We start from the raw sequence: 20896 nt of genomic DNA on the forward strand, positions 1-20896 counted from the left end.
AAGGGAAAGGTAACTTGGAGCGTCTTACCGGTCTCGGCGTCAGTAGTCAGTCCAGCTTGATGCGGGAGCACATAGAGGGCAAGTTCTCGGTCGCATGCACACGTTAGAACGGCCTGGCACTCTCGACAGGAATATTTCCGCAACAGTTCGTACGGGTCGACAATCGACAACTCCGTATGGCGACAAGACGAACCCTCAGCACCCTTAAACGACCTCACATCCACCCCAATCAAGAAAGACTTCGCCCCCGCTTGTCACCGCAAAGCAATCCCGGGAGGCACAACTCACCTATTCACCGGCGGAGAATCAATACATACCCGCAAACGGATCTAAGGGTTGAAAGTTGACTGGCGCGACGCGAGTTAGAGATTGAGTCTGTCGACGATCTTGGAAAGATTCTTAATCGATCGATCGGATGCACCCCTCGCCGCCATGGCACCCAAAATAAATTCGCGGTCAAGGATTCCCGCATCACGCAAATCGCGCAGGATATTCCCAGCTTGCTGTTTACCGAACTGATCGCCGAATCCGTTGTTGCCGTAGAAGTCCAGGCGCTCGATGGCCTCCACCAAGCGAGGGGGAATCTGCTCAGGCTCGTCATTTGGACGCGTGAGATCAATGGCACCCAATTGCTGCGCCCAACCGCGAAGCGGAAAGAGGGTGCCTTCGATGACAGCAATAGAAGATCCACGAGCCAGGCTCATTGCAAAGTCCAGCGTCTTCTCTGTAGGGGCATACACGAGGACCGGTCCGATACCACAGCCGACGCGGCTTCGATCGGCACGGGGCGTCGTGCAAGCGTGCAGGGCACTAAATCGCCGAAGAGCTGGGCTGTGATCCTGGGCGCCGAAGGCGTTCAGGACCAACACGCCGCCAGCATCCTGCTCATCGCACTCCTGTTGGATCCAGGCCACCGCTAGTTGTGCAGCAAGCTCCCAATCCCTCTCAGGGTCGTCGTCCGGCACCCACGCGGCGCGCTGTACGTTGCCCACCCTCGCCATAAGTCCTCACCCCGCTACTCAGGGCAGAGCTACCTGCCCACGGCCGACCATCAACACCAGCACGCTAGTACCAGGCACTGACATCGCGGGCCAAAAAGGGTGATGTGCTACCGACACGCCGGACGTCCGGCAACTTGGGCGGCCTGAGCAACAGAGTATGAGCCGCGCTTCAGCTTCAATCGACCCGTCGCAGTTAAACGTGCACAGGTTCATCGGGCTGGACTCCAGCCGGTCCGCACACAGTCCGCAGGACACCCGATCAGGACCGTCGCATCCCATCGCCAGCCAACAGCAAAAGGCCAGGTCAGCGGCCCGCAGGGAAGATCCCCGCAGGTCACCGACCCGGCCCGTTACTAGGAGACGAAGAAGGCCTGACCAAGGTCTCTCCCGCCCCCTGCTCCGGCCCAGGCCAGAGGGCAAACCGAACGGCCCGCCCGGTCATCCCGGTGCGGGCCGTTCGCGTCTTCGGCGGCGGCCCCCAGGTTCGATGGGGCCCGGGCCGGCGCAGTCGATCGCGAACAGCGCAGAACCCCGGCGGGTGGGCCGGGGTCCTGTTGCGTGGGTCGCGGGGCTGGTCAGTGACCGGCGGCGAGTTCGCCGCTGAGCTTGTCGTGCAGGTGAGCGCTCGGGGTGTTGAGCCCGGTGATCTCCACGGTCTTGCCACGCTGGGCGTACTTGGTCTCGATCGCGTCGAGGGCGGCGACGGAGGAGGCGTCCCAGATGTGCGCCGAGCTGAGGTCGATGATCACCTCGTCCGGGTCGGTGGCGTAGTTGAACTGGCCCACCAGGTCGTTGGAGGAGGCGAAGAACAGCTCGCCGGTGACCCGGTAGACCACCGTCGTGCCGTCGGGGTCGACCACGGCGGTGACCTCGGCGAGGTGGGCGACGCGCTTGGCGAAGATGACCATGGCGGTGATGGAGCCCAGGACGACGCCGATGGCGAGGTTGTGGGTGGCGACGACCGCGGCGACGGTGATCACCATGACGGCGATCTCGCCGGCGGGCATCCGCTTGAGCGTCTTCGGAGCGATGGAGTGCCAGTCGAAGGTCGCGAACGACACCATGATCATGACGGCGACGAGAGCGGCCATCGGGATGTCGGAGACGACCGGGCCGAAGACGATGCACAGCACCATCAGGAACGCGCCGGCGAGGAACGTGGACACGCGGGTGCGGGCGCCGGAGACCTTCACGTTGATCATCGTCTGGCCGATCATGGCGCAGCCGCCCATGCCGCCGAAGAAGCCGGTGACGATGTTGGCGACGCCCTGGCCGACCGACTCGCGGGTCTTGTTCGAGTGGGTGTCGGTGATCTCGTCGACGAGCTTCGCGGTCATCAACGACTCCATCAGCCCGACCAGCGCCATCGCGAACGCGTACGGGGCGATCGTCGTCAGGGTGTCGAGCGTGAACGGCACGTCCGGCAGGCCCGGCACGGGCAGGGAGGACGGCAGTTCGCCCTTGTCGCCCACGGTCGGCACCGCGATGGCCGCACCGACGGTGATCACGGTCAGGATGACGATGGAGACCAGCGGCGCGGGGATCACGGTCGTGATCCTCGGGAAGAACACCATGAGTGCCAGACCGCCGGCGATCAGCAGGTACACCCCCCAGGGCACGTTGCTCATCTCGGGGACCTGGGCCATGAAGATCAGGATGGCGAGCGCGTTGACGAATCCGACCATCACCGATCGCGGGATGAACCGCATCAGCTTCGCCACCCCGAGCGCGCCGAGGACGACCTGGAAAACGCCCGCCAGAATGACCGCGGCCACGAGGTAGCCGAGACCGTGCTCACGGTTCAGTGGTGCGATCACGAGGGCGACGGCACCGGTCGCGGCGGAGATCATCGCCCGTCGGCCGCCGACGATCGAGATGACGACGGCCATGGTGAAGGAGGCGAACAGACCGATCGCCGGGTCCACGCCCGCGATGATCGAGAACGAGATGGCCTCGGGGATCAGCGCGAGGGCGACGACCAGGCCGGCCAGGACCTCCGTGCGCCAGACCTTCGGGTCGGAGATCCAGTCGGGCTTCAGGCCCCGCAGGCGCGCGGCCGGGGACACAGCAGTGGCAGCAGAAGACAAGGGAGACGGAACCTGTCGTGCTCGGGCACGCCCCGTTCGGCAGGCCGGGACGTGCGGGAGGGCGCGGAGAGACCAGGCCGGCACTCCGCGGGCGGCGCCGCGAAACGCGGGGCCGGAAGTCGAAGGAGGACGGGGCAGGGAACGGCCGTCGGCGCGGCCAGGCTCACGTCCGGGGGCGAAGCGTCACGGCGGGCAGGCGGCGGCGCCGGGCGTCATGAACTCGCGCACGCTTCTCTCCTGCAAGAATCGATACTTCGCCGGGGGCACCATCGGCCCCGACACCGCAACAGCGGGGCCGCGGAACGCCGCCCTCACACCAGCAACTCTACCCTAACGTTAGAGTAGAGATCGGCGGCGCCCACCAGGGCCGAGGCCGCAGACCGAGGAGAAGGGCCAGGGGATCACGGGCGTGGACGGCAAGCACATGCAGATCGGCGAGGTCGCGGCACGGACCGAACTGTCCCTGCGCACGATCCGCCACTACGAGGAAACCGGGCTCGTCACCCCCTCCGCACGGTCTCAGGGCGGCTTCCGCCTCTATACCGAGAACGACGTCTCCCGCCTCATGGTCATCCGCCGCATGAAGCCGCTCGGCTTCACCCTGGACCAGATGCGCGACCTTCTCGACGCCACCGACCGCCTCGACACCGACGCCACCCTCAGTGCCGACGAGCGCGAGGCCCTCCTGGAACGCGTCCGCACCTACCAACAGGAAGCCGCCGAGCAGGTCGGGAAGCTCCGCGTCCAGCTCTCCCGCGCCGAAGACTTCGAAGGCACCCTGCGCGCCCGTCTGGAACGGAACGCGCCCGCCGCCCGAGCCTGACGACCGCCGCCGCAGGAGTCAGCCGCGGTCCGCACACCGTACGCGGGACACGTCGCACCCCTCGGTGTACCTGGGTCGCCTTCCGGCGCGGGCGTCATGGCTGGGCCTCCCGCCGGTCCCCCGCCCGGCAGACTGCTGCCCGGCGGGCGACTGCCCGGCGGCCCCTGGTGCTTCTACTCCCCCGTGCCGAGGGTGTAGCGGCGCTTCTCCTTCGAGGTGGCGCCCAGGCGGTCGTAGAAGCGGATCGCGTTCTCGTTCCACTCGGGGGTCTGCCACTGGATCTCGTCGAGGCCCAGAGCGCGGGCCTCCGTGCGGATCGCGGCCATCAGGAGGAGGCCGAGGCCGTGGCCGCGGGAGGTTTCGGTGAGGTAGAGGCAGTCCATGTGGAGGTACTCCGTGCCGTCCCACGTGGAGAGCTCCGGCGCGCAGGTGGCGTAGCCCGCGAGGGTGCCGTCGGGGAGGGCGGCGACCAGGCAGCGGAGGCGGGGCCGCGCCGGGTCGAAGAGGAGGCGGGTGAGGCGGTCGGCGAGGCCGGGGGCCGGGGGTGACGCCTTCTCGTACGCCGCGTGCTCGGCGATGAGTTCGACGACCCTGGCCATGTCCTCGGGGCGTGCGTGACGCACCACCGCCCGGTCGTCCCGTGCCTCGCGTTCGTTCATACCGCCATCATGCACGGGCCCACCGACAGCCCCGCCGCCGTTCCCTGGCGGCGGAGCCACTCGCGGTACGGGGCGGCGCGCAGGGCCACCTCGCGGTAGGCCGCGGCGAGTTCGGCGTACAGCGTGTCCAGGGGCGCTCCGGGGCGCGCGTACAGCAGGAGCCGGACCGCCAGCGGGTCGCCCCGTAACGGGCGGACGGCCATGTCCTCGCGCGGGACCGAGGTCGGCTGGCAGGGCGCGACGGCCTCGCCGAGGACGATGAGGGAGGCGGCCGTGTGGTAGTCGCCGTGCAGCAGGGGCGGGTCGATGCCGGCGGCGTCCAGGACCCGCCGGAGGCCGTCCCATTCGCCGTCCACGGTCGGGTCGACCATCCAGTGGTCGGTGGCCAGGTCGGCGAGGTCCACCACGGGCCGGCCGGCGGCCGGGTGGTCGCGGGCCAGGGAGACGAACTGCGGTTCGCGGGCGACCAGGACCCGTCGCTCCAGGCCCTCGGGGACCCGCAGCGGGCAACCTTCCACCTCGTGGACGAAGGCCACGTCGAGCCGGCCCGCCGCGACCGCGCGCAGCAGCGCGTTCGCCGAGACGTCCATGCGGAGGCCGATGTCGGTGCCGGGCAGCCGCTGGCGGAGCCGGCGGAGCCAGCCGGGGAGCGCCCGGCTGGCGGTGGAGCCGACGCCGAGTCCGGGCCCGCCGGTGCGGGCCGCCGCGACCCGGGTCTCGGTGACGAGGGCGGCCATGTCGGCGACGAGGGGGCGGGCCCGGCTGATGAGGGAGCGGCCGAGCGGGGTGGGCCGGCAGCCGGTGCGGCCGCGGGAGAAGAGTTCGGCGCCCAGGGAGTTCTCGATGCGGCGCAGCTGGGTGGTCAACGACGGCTGGCTCATGCCCAGTTGCCTGGCCGCCTTGTGCAGGCTGCCCGTGTCCGCGATCGCGCAGAGCGCGCGCAGGTGTCTCACCTCCAGCTCCATGCCCCGAGGGTAGGGCGGCGCCCTGAGTCGCACCAGACGCCGGGCGTCACTCGACTCCCCGCGTGGGGCCGGGAGTTGGCCCATACGGGTGCGGTGATGCGGTGGGGTTATCGGCGGTTGGCATCATCCCCGGAGGCCGCGGCTCCCCCAGACTCTCCCCAGTCCCCTGAAGGAGGAGCCCCCCATGCGTCACCCCAAGGTCCTCACCTCCGTACTGACCGCCACCCTCGGTCTCGGTCTCGCCGCCTCCCTCGGCGTCGCCCCGGCGGCGGCCGTGAGCTCCGGCCAGACAGGCAACGCCGCTGTGGCGTACGCCGGTTCCGCGGAGGAGGCCAAGGCCAATCAGGCCTTCTTCGAGGCCGTCGTGAAGTCGGTCGCGAAGAAGCGGGCCGCCAACCCCGACGCCCTCGCCGTCACCGTCGTCTACAGCGCCGCCAACGCGCCCAGCTTCCGCACCCAGATCGCGCGTTCCACCCAGATATGGAACAGCTCGGTGGTGAACGTCCGGCTCGTCGAGGGCAGCAACCCGGACTTCCGTTACTACGAGGGCAACGACTCCCGTGGCTCGTACGCGAGCACCGACGGCCACGGCAGCGGCTACATCTTCCTCGACTACCGGCAGAACCAGCAGTACAACTCGACTCGGGTGACCGCCCACGAGACCGGGCACGTCCTGGGCCTTCCGGACCACTACAGCGGTCCGTGCAGCGAGCTGATGTCGGGCGGCGGCCCTGGCACGTCCTGCCAGAACGCCCAGCCGAACGCCCAGGAGCGCTCCCGCGTCGACCAGTTGTGGCGCTACGGTCTCGCCTCCGCCTTCAAGGGCTGAGCGACCGGGGCGTGAAACACGGCGGCGACGCCCCCTCCCCGGGGCGCCGCCGTCCTCGCGCTCAGGCCGCCTGGAGCAGCCGGCGGGAGAAGTCCGCGCCGGGCGGGAGCTGCCGGCGGACAAGATCAAGGGCTCCGTCGAAGTCACCGCCGGCCACGCACGACTCGAAGGCGGCGCCTCCGCAATGCAGGGTCAGGCTGAGGTCCGCGCGCTCACCGAGCGTCAGCAGGCAGCTCAGGGTGGCCTGCTGGGTGGCGCCGTCCACGACGACGGGGAGGGGCAGGTCCCACTCCAGGACGCAGCCGGTGAGCGGCTGCCCGCCCTCGCCGGCCGCGCTGAGCGCGGCGAAACCTTCGCCCGTGTACTCGACCCCCCTGATCCGGGTGGCGACGTGCCGCCCGTCGGCCGTGATGACGATCGCTTCCGCGCCGCTGCGGTCCCGGTACCAGCCGGTCCAGACTTCTGTCGACTCCGATGACATGCGCGGACTGTAGCGGTATGACCGGCTCCGGCGCGCGCCCGGTCACCCCGAGGCCGGACTTCTCCCGATCTCGTCGTTCTTGCCGGTCACGGGCGTGCTCGTGGCTTCCGCACCCTCGGGGAGAGGGCATGCGGGGTTGCGGCACGGCTGTACTTCCCACTCCGGCACCCAGGCCCCGAGGACCTTGTGCCGGGTGGCCACGGTGGCACGGGGACTGCCGCAGGCCGGACACAGGTGCTCGGCCCGGGGGTCCCGCGTCGTGCGAGGCGCCTCTTCACCCATGCCTCCAGGGTAGGACGCCCCGCGCGGAAGTGCTTCCCGCCGCTACCGCTTCCTGGTGTACGTACGGACGAGCACGCCGTTGTCGAAGGCGCGCACCGCGCCGAGCTCGAAGTCGCGGGGCTCGAAGCCCGCGCCGAACATCGGCATGCCGCTGCCGTAGACCTGCGGATACGTCTTGATGATCAGCTCGTCGATCTCCTCGATGAGCTCACCGGCGATGGTGGAGCCGCCGCAGAGCCAGATGCCCAGGGGGCCGTCCTCGGCCTTGAGCTCGCGGACGCGGCCGACGAGGTCATCCGCGATCAGCTCGACGGCGGGGTCGGGCGACTCGGCGAGCGAGCGGCTGGCGACGAACTCCCGCAGGTGGCTGTACGGGCTGGTGACGCCGATGTCCAGGGCGAGCTGGTACGAGCCCAGCCCCTGGATGACGGTGTCGAAGGACTTGCCCTCGGCGTCGATGCCGAGAGCTTCCCGGCCATGCGTCGGGATGGTCTCCGGGAACTCGGTGCCCATCCACTCGAGGTAGGGCCCGTCGGAGTACTTGAACATCGACGTGGCATCGCCCTGGGGGTCGCCGATGAAGCCGTCGATGGTGCAGGCGATGTAGTACGTGAGCTTGCGCAAGCCGGTCCTCTTCTGCTTCGGAGCGTGACTGCAGTCGCAACCACGACGGCTATAGTGCTTCACCTGTAGTGGTTACGCAAGCCCTCTTGTCGAAAATCCGAAGGGAGCCCGACGTGGCGAGAAATCCGGAACGCCGTACGGCCCTGCTCGACGCCGCGATCGAGGTGCTCGCGGACGAAGGTGCCCGGGGGCTGACCTTCCGCGCGGTCGACGCCCGGGCGGGCGTCCCGACGGGCACCTCGTCCAACTACTTCCGCGACCGGGACCAGGTGCTCTCCCAGGTCGCCGACCGGATCTTCGTACGGCTCACCCCCGAGCCCGGCGTCATCGACGCCTCCCTGCTGCCCACGCCGAGCCGGGCCCTGGTCGTCGAGCTGATGCGCCGGCTCGCCGAGCGGCTCGCGGCCGAACGCACCTGCTACCTCGGCCTCTTCGAACTGCGCCTCGAAGCCGTCCGCCGACCCGAGCTGCGGACCCAGCTCACCAAGGTGCTCCGCGCCGACCTGGACGAGAACGTCCGGCTGCACCTGGCCTCCGGGATGCCCGGGGACGCCGACACGGTCCGGCTGCTCTACTTCGCCCTCACGGGGCTGCTGCTCGACCACTTCACGGTCCCGGGTCTCCACGGCGACCGGGACCTGGACGAACTGATCGAGACCGTGGTCACCCGGATCGTTCCCGACGCCTGATCACCCGCTCCGAGGCTCAGCGGGTACGACGCCCGATCAGCCGCTCCGAGGCCCGCGCGGACGACGCCCGGTCACCCGCTCCGAGAAGGCTCAGCGGGTACGGCGGGTGACGAACTCCGCGAGGGCGAGCAGGTCGCCCGCGGCGTCGAGGTCCGGGACCGCCTGCGCCAGGTACTCGACGGCGCGGCCCATGCGCTCGGCCGCCTGCGCCTGGGCCCAGTCGCGCCCGCCGGCCCGCTCGACCGCGTCCGCCGCCGCCAGGACCGCAGCTGGGTCGAGGACCGGACGGGAGTACAGCTCGGCCAGCTCGTCCCCCGCCGGGGTGCCCGACGCGAGCGCCGCCACCACCGGGAGCGACTTCTTGTGGGCGACGAGGTCGGCCCCCGCCGGCTTGCCCGTACGGTCCGGGTCACCCCAGATTCCGATCAGGTCGTCGATCAGCTGGAAGGCGAGGCCGGCCTCCCGGCCGAAGGCGTCCATCGCCGCGACCTCCTCGTCCCCCGCGCCGGCGTAGAGCGCGCCGAGTGCGCAGGAACAACCGAGGAGAGCGCCCGTCTTGGCCGTCGCCATGGCCAGGCACTCGTCGAGGGACACCTCGCGGGGGCCGCGCTGCTCGAAGGCGCAGTCCGCCTGCTGTCCCGCGCACAGCTCGATGATGCAGGCCGCCAGTCGCGCGGAGGCCGCCGCCGAGGCGGGATGCGGGTCCTCGGCGAGCAGCCGCAGAGCGAGCGCGCTCATCGCGTCACCGGCGATCAGCGCGTCCGGGACGCCGAACACGGTCCAGGCGGTGGGCCGGTGTCTCCGGGTCACGTCCTCGTCGACGATGTCGTCATGGAGCAGCGTGAAGTTGTGCGCGAGCTCCACGGCGGCGGCGGCCTTCACGGCCTTGGCCTCCTCGGCGCCGAGCGCGCGGGCCGCCGCGAGGACCAGGGCCGGGCGTATCGCCTTGCCCGCCTGCTCGGCGGCGGGCGTGCCGTCGGCGTGCTCCCAGCCGAAGTGGTACATCGCGACCCGCCGCATGGAACCGGGCAGGGTCTCGACGGTCGAGCGCAGTTGGGGAGTGACGGCCGTCCGCGTCCGGTCCAGGAGCGCCACGGCCCCCTGACCGTCGGTGACGGCATCCCCGCTGGTCATGGTCACGGTCACTTCCTTCGTATCCTCCGTGGCGAGACTCCGCGACGACGAGCCGGGAACGCCCGGGGGCGGGAGGGTTCGGTCCCCGCCCCCGGGCGTCGTCGGCTCAGCGCCAGCGGCTGACCTCGACGTTCTCCAGGACACCCAGCGCGTCGGGGACGAGGACCGCCGCCGAGTAGTAGGCCGTCACCAGGTAGGAGATGATCGCCTGCTCGTCGATGCCCATGAAGCGGACGGAGAGGCTGGGCTCGATCTCGTCGGGGATGCCGGTCTGGTGCAGACCGATCACGCCCTGGTCGGCCTCACCGGTACGCATGCAGATGATCGAGGTGGTCCGGGCGTCCGAGACCGGGATCTTGTTGCACGGGTAGATCGGCACACCGCGCCAGGTCGGGATGCGGTTGCCGTTGACGTCGATCGTCTCGGGCACCAGGCCGCGCTTGTTGAGCTCGCGGCCGAAGGCGGCGATGGCGCGCGGGTGGGCGAGGAACATCTTGGAGCCGCGGCGGCGGGAGAGCAGCTCGTCCATGTCGTCGGGGCTGGGGGCGCCGTCGTGGGGCTGGAGCCGCTGCCCGTAGTCGCAGTTGGAGAGGAGACCGAACTCCTTGTTGTTGACCAGCTCGTACTCCTGGCGCTCGCGGAGCGCCTCGACCGTGAGCCGCAACTGCTGCTCGGTCTGGTTCATCGGCTGGTTGTAGAGGTCGGCGACGCGGCTGTGGACCTTCAGCACGGTCTGGGCGACGCTCAGCTCGTACTCGCGGGGCGAGGCGTCGTAGTCGACGTACGTGTGCGGGACGAGGGCTTCGCCGACGTGGCCTGCGGAGAGGTCGATCTCGGCCTCGCCGTAGTTGTTGGTCCGCTGGTGGGGCAGCGCGGCCACGCTCGCCAGGTGGGCGGCGAGCGAACCGGCCCGCTCCGCGAGGTTCCGCACGTCGTCCCGGGCGAGCTCGAGGACCGTACAGGCGGTGGCGGCGCGGGCGCTCCACTCCCAGGTGGCCTCCGGGTCGACGAGGGCGGCGTCACCGAAGTAGGCGCCGTCGGCGAGCACGCCGAGGACGGCCTCGTCGCCGTACGGTCCCTCGCCGACCTGCTCGATCCTGCCGTGCGCGAGGAGGTGGACGCGGTCGGTCGGCTCGCCCGCGACGGCGATCACCTCGCCGGCCGCGTACTCCCGCTGGCGGCAGCGTGACGCGAGCTCGGCCAGGGCCTCCTCGTCCTCGTAGCCGCGCAGGACGGGGAGTTCGCCGAGTTCGGCGGGGATGACCGCGACGCGCTCTCCGGTCTGGACGAAGGTGACCCGGCCGTCACCCACGGAGTAGCTGAGCCTCCGGTTCACCCGGTACGTACCGCCCTGCACCTGGACCCACGGCAGCGCCCGCAGCAGCCACCGTGAGGTGATCTCCTGCATCTGCGGCGCCGACTTGGTGGTCGTGGCGAGGTTCCGCGCGGCGGCGGTACCGAGACTCTGCTGCGGGGCCTGCTGCTCCGCGCGGACCTCGTCGCCAACCGAACCAACGGACATGGAACTCCCTCTCGTATGACTGAGTTGCGATACGAAGCCTTTCAGCACGGAGCGTGTCCGCGCCATTACACATTCGAGTGGGACTGTTCGACGATCTTCGGGGCATGTCACGTGATTTCCATCCGAACAGCGGAGTCCCACCCGTCACGGCGGCGGGTGTCCGGATCGGCTCGTACGCGGCTCGAACGGATGGCAGCGGTGTAGCGGACTCCGGTACTCCGGAAGCTCACCCCGTTCTCCGGAGGGAGTCGGTCATGTCCACACCCATGTCCGCGAGCAGATTCCGCGACGCGCTCCGCGGCGAGGGCCTCGCGATCGTCGAGGTCGGCGACTGGTCCACCCACAACCGCAACCACAAGGGCCCCTGGGGCCCGGTGCACGGCGTGATGATCCACCACACCGTGACCCGCGGCACCGCCAACACCGTCCGGATCTGCCGGGACGGCCACGCGGCCCTGCCCGGGCCGCTCTGTCACGGTGTGATCGCCAAGGACGGCAAGGTCCACCTCGTCGGCTACGGGCGGGCGAACCACGCGGGGCTCGGTGACGACGAGGTGCTCCGCGCGGTCATCGCCGAGCGGGGCCTGCCACGGGACGACGAGGCCACCACGGACGGCAACCGTCACTTCTACGGCTTCGAGTGCGAGAACCTCGGGGACGGCGAGGACCCGTGGCCGAAGGTCCAGCTGGAGGCCATCGCGAAGGCGGCGGCGGCTCTGTGCCGGGTGCACGGCTGGACGCACCGCTCGGTCATCGGGCACCTGGAGTGGCAGCCGGGGAAGGTCGACCCACGCGGTTTCACCATGGGCTCGATGCGGGAGCGGATCGCCGACCTCCTGCGCTGAGCGTGCCGGCCGGCACGGACAATGGCCGGGTGAACGCGTTCGACCTCTCCCGTCTGCGGCCCCGGCTCCCCTCGCCCCTGGAGCCGGTGGAGGACGAGCGCTTCGCCCGGCGCGGGCTCACGCTGCTGCTCAAGCGCGAGGACCTCATCCACCCCGACCTGCCGGGCAACAAGTGGCGCAAGCTCGCCCTCAACCTGGCCGCGGCGGGCGGGCGTCCGGTGCTCACCTTCGGCGGCGCCTACTCCAACCACCTTCGGGCGACGGCCGCCGCGGGCCGGCTGCTGGGCTTCCCCACGGTCGGCGTCGTCCGCGGCGACGAGCTGGCCGGGCGCCCGCTCAACCCCTCCCTCGCGCGGTGCGCCGCGGACGGGATGCGTCTGGAGTTCGTCGACCGGGCCACGTACCGCGCGAAGAACGATCCGGCGGTCCTCGCGGCACTCCTGGAACGGGCCCCCGCGGGCGCGTACGTGGTCCCGGAGGGCGGCAGCAACGCGCTCGCCGTCCAGGGCTGCGTGGAGCTGGGCCGCGAGCTCGCCGGGGCGGCGGACACCGTCGCCGTCGCCTGTGGCACGGGCGGCACCCTCGCGGGCCTCGCGGCGGGCCTCTCCCCCGGGCAGAGGGCGCTGGGCGTCCCGGTCCTCAGGGGCGGGTTCCTCGGCGGGGAGGTCCGCGCCCTCCAGGAGGCGGCGTTCGGAGGGCCGCGCGGGGAGTGGACGCTGGACGACCGCTTCCACGCCGGGGGGTACGCGCGCACGTCCCCGGCTCTGGAGGCCTTCGCACAGGACTTCGAGGCGCGGCATGGACTCGCCATCGAGCGGCTGTATGTGGCCAAAATGCTCCACGGCCTGACGGTCCTGACGGAGGAGGGCGCGTTCCCGGCGGGTACCCGGCTCGCGGCGGTGGTGACGGGCGCCCCCGACAGGGACCCCGTCGGACCCTGACTCCGGCGGACGGGCCTCGACCTCCCCGACTTCGGCGGACGGGCCTCGACCTCCCCCCGGCTCCGGCGGGCGGGCGGGCCCCGGCCGCCGCATGACTTCCGGCGGACGGTTCTCAGCCGTCCGCCTCCTCGCGGTAGGCGGCCGCCTCCTCCAGGTCGAGCCGGCGGAGCAGGGTCCGCATCATCTCGTCGTCGATCCGCCGCGCGTCACGCAGCCGCACGAAGACCTCCCGCTCGGCATCGATCATCTCGCGCGAGAGCCGCCGGTAGGTGTCGTCGGCCGTCTCCCCCGTGGCCTCGTTGACGGCTCCGAGCCGCTCCCAGACCGCGTTGCGGCGACGCTCCAGAACCGTCCGCAGCCGGTCGGCGAGGGGCTGCGGGAGAGCGTTGCGCTCATCGGCGAGGAGGGCGCCGAGGCGCTCCTCGGCGGCCCGTGAGGCCTCGCTCTGCGCCTGCGCCTCGGCGAGGGTCTCGGCGTACCTGTCCCGACCGGGGAGCTTCAGGAGCCGGATGAGGGGCGGCAGGGTGAGGCCCTGCACCACGAGGGTGCCGATGACGGTGGTGAAGGTGAGGAAGAGGACGAGGTTGCGGGCGGGGAACTCCTCCCCGTCGACGACGAGGGGGATGGAGAAGGCGATGGCGAGCGACACGACGCCGCGCATACCGGCCCAGCCGACGATGAGCGGCGCCCTCCAGTCCACTCCGGGTTCCCGTTCTCTGACGCCGGCGGAGAACCAGCGGGGCAGGAAGGTCGCCGGATAGACCCAGACGAAGCGGACGACGACCACGGCCACGAAGACCCCGACGGCGTACCAGATCGCCTCCCCGACGCCGTACCGCCCGAGGCCCTGGACGACGTACGGCAGTTGGAGGCCGATCAGGGCGAAGACGGAGGATTCCAGGACGAAGGCGACCATCTTCCAGACCGCCTCCTCCTGGAGCCGGGTCGCGAAGTCGACCTGCCAGGCCCGGTGGCCGAGGAAGAGGCCGACCACGACGACGGCGAGGACCCCGGAGGCGCCGACCTCCTCGGCCGCCGCGTAGGCGATGAAGGGGATGAGGAGGGAGAGCGTGTTCTGCAGGAGGGAGTCGCCCAGGCCCCGGCGGAGCCAGTGGATCGGGACCATGAGGACCAGACCGACGCCGATGCCGCCGAGCGCCGCGAGCGCGAACTCCCCGATGCCGCCCGCCCAGCTCACGCCCTCGCCTACGGCCGCCGCGAGGGCGACCTTGTAGGCGGTGATGGCGGTGGCGTCGTTCACCAGGGACTCGCCCTGGAGGATCGTGGTGATCCGGTGGGGAAGGCCGAGCTTGCGGGCGATGGCCGTCGCGGCGACGGCGTCGGGAGGGGCGATCACGGCGCCGAGCACGAGGGCGGCGGTGAGCGGCAGATCGGGCACGAGGACGTACGCGAGGCAGCCCACGGCCACGGTGGCGAAGAGGACGTACCCGACGGAGAGCAGGGCGACGGGCCGGATGTTGGCCCGCAGGTCGAGGTACGAGGAGTCGACGGCGGCCGTGTAGAGGAGCGGCGGCAGGATCAGCGGCAGCACGATGTGCGGGTCGAGGGTGTAGTCGGGCACCCCGGGGGCGTACGAGGCGGCGAGGCCGGCGGCCACGAGGAGCAGCGGGGCCGGCACGGGGGTCCTGCGCGCGAGTCCCGCGATCGCGGCGCTCGCCGCCACCAGTGCCACCAGCTGCAGTGCGTCCATGCCCGTCCCTGTTCTGAGCCGCAACGTAACCTGGCCATCATGAGCGAGTGCCCGCACCTTGCCGAAATGCCGCGCCCCGAACCGGCGCCGCTGGCCGACACCTGCCCCGAGTGCCTGGCGGACGGTACGCATCCGGTCCAGCTGCGGCTCTGTCTGAGCTGCGGGCACGTGGGCTGCTGCGACTCCTCCGTGGGGCGGCACGCGACGGGGCACTACTCCTCGACCGGGCACCCGCTGATGCGGACCTTCGAGCCGGGCGAGGCCTGGCGCTGGTGCTTCGTGGACGGCGCGATCGTCTGAGCGGCCACCGTGTGCCACTTGTCCCGGTTTGCCATACCGGCTCGATCCTCCGACCGTACGACCGTCCGGCGATTCGGCCGTCCGGCGATTCGCCCGCACCCCGGGTGGGTACGTCACCCCTCCGCCGGTCGCTCGGTTCCGGCCTCCGCAGACCCCTGTCCACCGTCCGCATCCATGGGCCTACCATGGGTGATGACCGGTGGCCGGGGGGTCCACGGGGGCGGGAGGCTCGCGGCGACACGGCGGGACGGATCGCGATAGCGTCACGGCGGACTGCGCAGCCCCCTGCGTACCGCCCGGTTCGGGGGCCTCTCCCCCCGAGCCCCGAATGAGCTTGTGCCACCTTGGAGGTGAGGGTGTCCCAGATCGCAGGCGAGCCCGGGACCCAGGACTTCGTGGAAGTCCGGCTGCCCGCTGCGGGTGCCTATCTGTCCGTGCTGCGTACGGCCACGGCCGGCCTCGCGGCGCGCTTGGACTTCACCCTCGACGAGATCGAGGACTTGCGGATCGCGGTCGACGAGGCCTGCGCCATCCTGCTCCAGCAGGCCGTGCCGGGATCCGTACTCAGCTGTGTCTTCCGGCTGGTCGACGACTCCCTCGACGTGACCGTCTCCGCGCCGACCACCGACGGCCGCGCGCCCGAGCGGGACACCTTCGCCTGGACGGTGCTCTCGGCACTGGCTGGGAAGGTGGAGTCGTCGGTGGCCGATGACCGTACGGTCTCGATCAGCCTGTACAAACAGCGCGGCGCGGGGCCAGGCCCGGCGTGAGGAGCGGGGACGCGACGGCCGGCATCCCTGAGCAGCAGGCGCGGCCGCATGAGGTCGCTACGGAGCAGGCGGACCAGATGAGCGAGCACGAGCAGCACCACGAGACACCCGAGACACCAGGCGTCTCCGCGGCCCCCCGGGGTCCCGCGGGTGCCGACGGCGCTCCCGTGGCCACCGGGGCTGCCGGGGCTGCCCAGGGGCCGGGGTCTCAGCGGTCCGAAGCGGCAGAGGGGTCGGAAGAGCCGCCGGAGTCCGCGGCGAAGCCCGCCTCCGGCGGTGCAGGGGCCGACGACGAGGCCGACGAGGCCCCGGACACCGCCCACGTCGCCCCGGACCCTCATGACCGGAGCGGCGCCCGCGCTCTCTTCGTCACGCTGCGCGAGCTGCCGGAGGGCTCCCCGGAGAAGGCGGAGCTGCGCAACCGGCTGGTACGGATGCATCTGCCGCTGGTGGAGCACCTGGCCCGGCGCTTCCGCAACCGGGGCGAGCCGCTCGACGACCTGACCCAGGTGGCGACGATCGGCCTGATCAAGTCGGTGGACCGGTTCGACCCGGAGCGCGGCGTCGAGTTCTCGACGTACGCGACCCCCACGGTCGTCGGTGAGATCAAGCGCCACTTCCGTGACAAGGGCTGGGCGGTCCGGGTGCCGCGGCGGCTCCAGGAGCTGCGGCTGTCGCTGACCACGGCGACGGCGGAGCTCTCCCAGCAGCACGGCCGCTCGCCGACCGTGCACGAGCTGGCCGAGCGGCTCGGGATTTCGGAGGAGGAGGTCCTCGAGGGTCTGGAGTCGGCGAACGCCTACTCGACGCTCTCCCTGGACGTCCCCGACACGGACGACGAGTCGCCGGCGGTGGCGGACACCCTCGGCGCGGAGGACGAGGCGCTGGAGGGGGTCGAGTACCGGGAGTCGCTCAAGCCGCTCCTGGAGGACCTGCCGCCCCGGGAGAAGCGGATCCTGCTGCTGCGCTTCTTCGGGAACATGACCCAGTCGCAGATCGCGCAGGAGGTGGGCATCTCGCAGATGCACGTCTCCCGGCTGCTCGCCCGGACCCTGGCGCAGCTGCGGGAGAAGCTCCTGGTGGAGGAGTAACCCTCGTCAGGCTTCCTGACCGGGGCGCCGGATGCCGAGCGCCTCGGTCGTGGCCGGGTTCACCAGGAGGACGAGCCCGGCGACGGCCAGGACGCCGAGGACGACCCCGGCCGGGATCATCGCGCTGTCCGCCTGGAGCATCTGCCAGGCGACCGGCAGGGCGAGGATCTGGGTGATCACGGCCGGGCCGCGGCTCCAGGAGCGGCGCAGCCAGAGGCCGCGGGCGGCGGCGAGCGGGATCAGACCGAGCGCGACGAGCGTCACGGCGCCCGTCAGAGCACCGGTGAGGTCGCCGGACGTCCGGGTCAGCGCGTCCACCAGCATGTAGACACCGCCGGCGAAGAGTCCGAGGGCCTCGACACCGGTCACGGCCGCCGCGGCGGCGAGACGGGCGGGACGGGGGGTCTGCTCCGTGCTGCTGCTCATACAAGGCAGGGTATCGGGGACCCACCGGGGCCGGCCGCCGGGCTGGACGGGAGGGGCGTCGCGGGCCGTGCAAGCGGCGGCCGCCGGGTACGGATGAGCGGGCGTCGGGGCCGGTCACCGGGATCGGACGGGCAAGGCGTCGAGGCCGGTCGCCGGGCTCGGACGGGCAAGGCGTCAAGGCCGGTCGCCGGGTACGGACGAGCGGGCGTCGGGGCCCGTCGCCGGGTCCCGCGGAGCGGACGGGGGTGGGACCGGTACCGCCGGGTAGGTACGCTGAAGCTCATGCGCGCACTTCTCGTGGTCAATCCGGCAGCCACCACCACCAGTGCCCGCACCCGCGACGTGCTCATCCACGCGCTCGCGAGCGAGATGAAGCTGGAAGCGGTCACCACCGAGTACCGCGGGCACGCACGGGACCTCGGCCGGCGGGCCGCCGAGGCCGGGAACATCGACCTCGTGGTGGCCCTCGGCGGCGACGGCACGGTGAACGAGGTCGTCAACGGACTGCTGCACGACGGACCCGACCCCGACCGCCTGCCCGGCCTCGCGGTGGTTCCCGGCGGCTCGACCAATGTGTTCGCCCGCGCCCTCGGACTGCCGAACGACGCCGTGGAGGCGACCGGCGCCCTGCTCGACGCGCTCCGTGAGCGGCGGGCACGCACAGTGAGCCTCGGGCTCGCCTCGGGGACGCCGGGCACGGAGGACGAGTCGGTGCCCTCCCGCTGGTTCACCTTCTGCGCCGGTCTCGGGTTCGACGCCAGCGTCATCGGCCGGGTCGAACAGCAGCGGGAGCGCGGGAAGAGATCCACGCACGCCCTTTATCTGCGCCAGGTGGTACGCCAGTTCCTGGAGGAACCGAACCGCCGGCACGGCACGATCACCTTGGAGCGCCCCGGCGCCGAGCCGGTCGAGGACCTGGTCCTCTCCATAATCTGCAACACCTCCCCCTGGACCTACCTGGGCAATCGTCCGGTGTACGCGTCCCCGGAGGCCTCCTTCGAGACCGCGCTCGACGTGCTCGGACTGCGCCGTCTCTCCACCCCGGCGGTGGCCCGTTACGCCACCCAGCTGCTCACCTCGACCCCGGAGCGGGGCCCGCGCGGCAAGCATGCGACGACTCTGCACGACCTGACCGACTTCACCTTGCATTCGAAGGTTCCGCTCCCCCTCCAGATGGACGGAGACCACCTCGGATTGCGTACAAGCGTGACGTTCACAGGCGTACGCCGTGCACTGCGTGTGATTGTGTGAGTGGAAGGGGCGAAAGTCCTTTCACTCGAACGTTTAGGCGCGCATCCACCCCTTAGAAGTACGGCTGTGACCTAGCCGACACCGAGGAATCAAAAAAAACTTTCCTGAAGGGGTTGTATCCGTTGCCGGGGTTTGGGAGTCTCTTCTTGGCGATCGGGACGGCCCGCAACACCGGCCTCCACTGAGAGCCAGAACCCCTCCTCAGTCTTAGGACCACACCAGTTGATCTGGCAGTCGGCCCTTCCCTTGCGGGGGGATTCGTGAAAGCGTTCACATTCACAAGCAATCCGCACGTCACACCAAGAGAGGTAGCAGCCATGGACTGGCGTCACAACGCCGTTTGTCGTGAGGAAGACCCCGAGCTGTTCTTCCCCATCGGCAACACCGGTCCTGCGCTGCTGCAGATCGAGGAAGCCAAGGCCGTCTGCCGCCGCTGCCCCGTCATGGAGCAGTGCCTGCAGTGGGCGCTCGAGTCCGGCCAGGACTCCGGCGTCTGGGGTGGCCTCAGCGAGGACGAGCGCCGCGCGATGAAGCGCCGCGCCGCTCGCAACCGGGCGCGTAACGCCAGCGCCTGACGCCCACCGACAGCCTGAGGCCGGCGGCGCATACATCGCGTATGCACTCACCGCCCTTGAGCCGCAGCGCGCAGCAGTAACCCACAGCATTCGAGCCCCGGACCGATCTCCTCGGTCCGGGGCTCGCTGCTGTGCACCGCCGTGCGCGACTACTTCTGCGGCTGTACGGGGATGTCGAGGACCACCTTCGTGCCGCGCTCGGCGCCGGGCAGCATGTCGAAGGATCCTCCCAACTCCCCTTCCACCAGGGTCCGTACGATCTGGAGGCCGAGGTTTCCTGCCCGCTGCGGATCGAAGCCCTCGGGCAGCCCCCGGCCGTCGTCCCGCACCGTGATCAGGAGCCGGGCATCGGCCCTGGCCTCGCCGCGCACGGCGGTGACCTCGACGGCGCCTTCGTCGCCCGGGGCGAACGCGTGCTCCAGGGCGTTCTGCAGAACCTCGGTGAGAACCATGGAGAGCGGGGTCGCGACCTCGGCGTCGAGAATGCCGAAGCGGCCGTTGCGCCGGCAGGTGACCCGGCCCGGGGAGATCTCGGCCACCATCGCGATCACCCGGTCGGCGATCTCGTCGAACTCCACCCGTTCGTCCAGGTTCTGAGACAGCGTCTCATGGACGATGGCGATCGAACCGACGCGCCGCACGGCCTCGTTGAGCGCCTCACGGCCCTGGTCGGAGTCCATCCGGCGGGCCTGGAGACGCAACAGGGCGGCCACCGTCTGGAGGTTGTTCTTCACCCGGTGGTGGATCTCCCGGATGGTGGCGTCCTTGGTGATCAACTCTCGCTCACGGCGACGCAGTTCGGTGACGTCCCGGAGGAGGACGAGCGAACCGATGCGGGTGCCCTTCGGCTTGAGCGGGATCGCCCGCAGCTGGATCACCCCGCCGTTGCCCTCGACCTCGAACTCTCGCGGCGCGTAGCCGGAGGCGAGCGTGACCAGGGCCTCGTCCACGGGGCCCCGGGAAGGGGCGAGTTCGGCCGTGATCTGACCGAGGTGCTGGCCGACGAGGTCGGCGGCGAGGCCGAGCCGGTGGTACGCGGACAGGGCGTTGGGCGAGGCGTACTGGACGACGCCCTCGGCGTCCAGCCGGACGAGTCCGTCGCCGGCCCGGGGCGAGGAGTCCATGTCGACCTGCTCGCCGGGGAACGGGAAGCTCCCGGCCGCGATCATCTGGGCGAGGTCGGAGGCCGACTGGAGGTAGGTGAGTTCGAGCCGGGACGGGGTGCGGACCGTCAGCAGGTTGGTGTTGCGGGCGATGACACCGAGGACCCGGCCCTCGCGGCGCACGGGGATGGACTCGACCCGGACCGGAACCTCCTCGCGCCACTCGGGGTCGCCCTCGCGGACGATCCTGCCCTCGTCGAGCGCGGCGTCGAGGAGCGGGCGGCGGCCGCGCGGCACCAGATGGCCGACCATGTCGTCCTGGTACGAGGTCGGGCCGGTGTTGGGCCGCATCTGGGCGACCGAGACGTACCGCGTGCCGTCGAGGGTCGGGACCCAGAGGACGAGGTCGGCGAAGGAGAGGTCGGAGAGCAGCTGCCACTCCGACACCAGCAGGTGGAGCCACTCGAGGTCGGAGTCGCTCAGGGCGGTGTGCTGGCGCACGAGGTCGTTCATGGAGGGCACGGTGCGAGCGTACCCGCGGAATAAAGGGGCGGTGAACCTGGATCTCTGCGGCTTCGTGCTGGAGGATGGGCCAGGAAGCACCGCGTTCCTGTGGATGGACAGACAAGAATGGTCTAGTCCACAATGAACGCTGTAGACCTCCATCCTCCCCGCACAGGAGGATGGAACGAGGTACCCGACGCTCTCTGCCCTGACTGCGTCGAGACCTCCCACGACGGCCGAGGGACCGCACACCCCCGGCCGGAGCAACTCCGGGCTGCGGTGC

Annotated in this window: 21 protein-coding genes; 10 read left to right on the plus strand and 11 right to left on the minus strand. The window is 70.8% G+C overall.

Translation table 11 applies throughout. The features are described from left to right. Positions 1-362: 362 nt before the first annotated feature. Positions 363-992, minus strand: a complete 630-nt coding sequence (locus ACFVYX_RS16625; protein WP_389682072.1) for a hypothetical protein — start codon at positions 990-992, stop codon at positions 363-365. A 584-nt stretch (positions 993-1576) separates the two neighbouring features. After that, positions 1577-3067 carry a SulP family inorganic anion transporter gene (locus ACFVYX_RS16630; protein ID WP_389682104.1) on the minus strand — a complete coding sequence of 497 codons (1491 nt, stop codon included), beginning with the start codon at positions 3065-3067 and terminating at the stop codon, positions 1577-1579. Positions 3068-3497: 430 nt separating this feature from the next. On the opposite strand from ACFVYX_RS16630, the gene ACFVYX_RS16635 reads away from it, so the two are divergent. Next, positions 3498-3911, plus strand: a complete 414-nt coding sequence (locus tag ACFVYX_RS16635) for a MerR family transcriptional regulator (RefSeq protein WP_389682073.1) — start codon at positions 3498-3500, stop codon at positions 3909-3911. Positions 3912-4084: 173 nt separating this feature from the next. Here ACFVYX_RS16635 and ACFVYX_RS16640 read toward each other — a convergent pair whose 3' ends face one another. Both ACFVYX_RS16640 and ACFVYX_RS16645 read right to left on the minus strand, forming a co-directional pair. After that, positions 4085-4570, minus strand: coding sequence for a GNAT family N-acetyltransferase (locus tag ACFVYX_RS16640; protein WP_389682074.1), 486 nt, complete (start codon positions 4568-4570; stop codon positions 4085-4087). Then, a complete protein-coding gene (locus tag ACFVYX_RS16645; RefSeq protein ID WP_389682075.1) occupies positions 4567-5535 on the minus strand; it encodes a LysR substrate-binding domain-containing protein in 969 nt (322 codons plus the stop codon). Before ACFVYX_RS16645 ends, ACFVYX_RS16640 begins: the two co-directional genes overlap by 4 nt. Before the next feature lie 184 nt (positions 5536-5719). Between ACFVYX_RS16645 and snpA the strand changes: the two genes are divergently transcribed. Next, complete coding sequence (gene snpA / locus ACFVYX_RS16650) at positions 5720-6364, plus strand: snapalysin (RefSeq protein WP_389682076.1); 645 nt, start codon at positions 5720-5722, stop codon at positions 6362-6364. A 61-nt stretch (positions 6365-6425) separates the two neighbouring features. On the opposite strand, the gene ACFVYX_RS16655 is transcribed toward snpA, so the two are convergent. Both ACFVYX_RS16655 and ACFVYX_RS16660 read right to left on the minus strand, forming a co-directional pair. Further along, positions 6426-6845: a DUF6304 family protein gene (locus ACFVYX_RS16655; protein ID WP_389682077.1), complete on the minus strand. Its 420-nt coding sequence runs from the start codon at positions 6843-6845 to the stop codon at positions 6426-6428. Between the two features lie 324 nt (positions 6846-7169). Continuing rightward, positions 7170-7751, minus strand: a complete 582-nt coding sequence (locus ACFVYX_RS16660) for a dihydrofolate reductase family protein (protein ID WP_389682078.1) — start codon at positions 7749-7751, stop codon at positions 7170-7172. Between the two features lie 113 nt (positions 7752-7864). On the opposite strand from ACFVYX_RS16660, the gene ACFVYX_RS16665 reads away from it, so the two are divergent. Then, positions 7865-8440 carry a TetR/AcrR family transcriptional regulator gene (locus tag ACFVYX_RS16665; protein WP_389682079.1) on the plus strand — a complete coding sequence of 192 codons (576 nt, stop codon included), beginning with the start codon at positions 7865-7867 and terminating at the stop codon, positions 8438-8440. A gap of 90 nt (positions 8441-8530) precedes the next feature. Here ACFVYX_RS16665 and ACFVYX_RS16670 read toward each other — a convergent pair whose 3' ends face one another. Continuing rightward, entirely contained in the window at positions 8531-9574 is a 1044-nt protein-coding gene (locus ACFVYX_RS16670; protein WP_389682105.1) for a family 2 encapsulin nanocompartment cargo protein polyprenyl transferase, read from the minus strand. A gap of 106 nt (positions 9575-9680) precedes the next feature. Next, on the minus strand, positions 9681-11096 hold the full coding sequence (locus ACFVYX_RS16675) for a family 2B encapsulin nanocompartment shell protein (protein ID WP_389682080.1): 1416 nt from the start codon (positions 11094-11096) through the stop codon (positions 9681-9683). A 254-nt stretch (positions 11097-11350) separates the two neighbouring features. Between ACFVYX_RS16675 and ACFVYX_RS16680 the strand changes: the two genes are divergently transcribed. Both ACFVYX_RS16680 and ACFVYX_RS16685 read left to right on the plus strand, forming a co-directional pair. Next, the gene (locus ACFVYX_RS16680) at positions 11351-11941 is read left to right on the plus strand and encodes an N-acetylmuramoyl-L-alanine amidase (protein ID WP_389682081.1); all 591 of its coding nucleotides are present in this window, start codon (positions 11351-11353) and stop codon (positions 11939-11941) included. 29 nt (positions 11942-11970) lie between these two features. Next, entirely contained in the window at positions 11971-12882 is a 912-nt protein-coding gene (locus ACFVYX_RS16685; protein ID WP_389682082.1) for a 1-aminocyclopropane-1-carboxylate deaminase/D-cysteine desulfhydrase, read from the plus strand. A 112-nt stretch (positions 12883-12994) separates the two neighbouring features. Here ACFVYX_RS16685 and ACFVYX_RS16690 read toward each other — a convergent pair whose 3' ends face one another. Continuing rightward, positions 12995-14593, minus strand: coding sequence for a Na+/H+ antiporter (locus tag ACFVYX_RS16690; protein WP_389682083.1), 1599 nt, complete (start codon positions 14591-14593; stop codon positions 12995-12997). Positions 14594-14632: 39 nt separating this feature from the next. Between ACFVYX_RS16690 and ACFVYX_RS16695 the strand changes: the two genes are divergently transcribed. The 3 genes from ACFVYX_RS16695 to ACFVYX_RS16705 all read left to right on the plus strand — a co-directional run bounded on the left by ACFVYX_RS16695 (position 14633) and on the right by ACFVYX_RS16705 (position 16754). Next, positions 14633-14893: a UBP-type zinc finger domain-containing protein gene (locus ACFVYX_RS16695; protein ID WP_389682084.1), complete on the plus strand. Its 261-nt coding sequence runs from the start codon at positions 14633-14635 to the stop codon at positions 14891-14893. A gap of 356 nt (positions 14894-15249) precedes the next feature. Further along, positions 15250-15663, plus strand: coding sequence for an anti-sigma regulatory factor (locus ACFVYX_RS16700; protein ID WP_019889334.1), 414 nt, complete (start codon positions 15250-15252; stop codon positions 15661-15663). Next, positions 15660-16754, plus strand: a complete 1095-nt coding sequence (locus ACFVYX_RS16705) for an RNA polymerase sigma factor SigF (protein ID WP_389682085.1) — start codon at positions 15660-15662, stop codon at positions 16752-16754. Before ACFVYX_RS16700 ends, ACFVYX_RS16705 begins: the two co-directional genes overlap by 4 nt. A gap of 6 nt (positions 16755-16760) precedes the next feature. Here the strand turns inward: ACFVYX_RS16705 and ACFVYX_RS16710 are convergent, their stop codons facing one another. Next, on the minus strand, positions 16761-17180 hold the full coding sequence (locus ACFVYX_RS16710) for a hypothetical protein (RefSeq protein ID WP_389682086.1): 420 nt from the start codon (positions 17178-17180) through the stop codon (positions 16761-16763). A gap of 282 nt (positions 17181-17462) precedes the next feature. Here ACFVYX_RS16710 and ACFVYX_RS16715 point away from each other — a divergent pair, with 282 nt between their 5' ends. Both ACFVYX_RS16715 and ACFVYX_RS16720 read left to right on the plus strand, forming a co-directional pair. Then, complete coding sequence (locus tag ACFVYX_RS16715; RefSeq protein ID WP_389682087.1) at positions 17463-18431, plus strand: diacylglycerol/lipid kinase family protein; 969 nt, start codon at positions 17463-17465, stop codon at positions 18429-18431. A gap of 317 nt (positions 18432-18748) precedes the next feature. Continuing rightward, complete coding sequence (locus tag ACFVYX_RS16720) at positions 18749-19006, plus strand: WhiB family transcriptional regulator (protein WP_003953983.1); 258 nt, start codon at positions 18749-18751, stop codon at positions 19004-19006. 149 nt (positions 19007-19155) lie between these two features. Here the strand turns inward: ACFVYX_RS16720 and ACFVYX_RS16725 are convergent, their stop codons facing one another. Next, positions 19156-20622 (minus strand): sensor histidine kinase, encoded by a 1467-nt coding sequence (locus ACFVYX_RS16725; RefSeq protein WP_389682088.1) that lies wholly within the window; start codon positions 20620-20622, stop codon positions 19156-19158. Positions 20623-20896 lie beyond the last annotated feature (274 nt).

It is taken from the genome of Streptomyces sp. NPDC058326 (assembly GCF_042879855.1).
GTDB lineage: Bacteria > Actinomycetota > Actinomycetes > Streptomycetales > Streptomycetaceae > Streptomyces.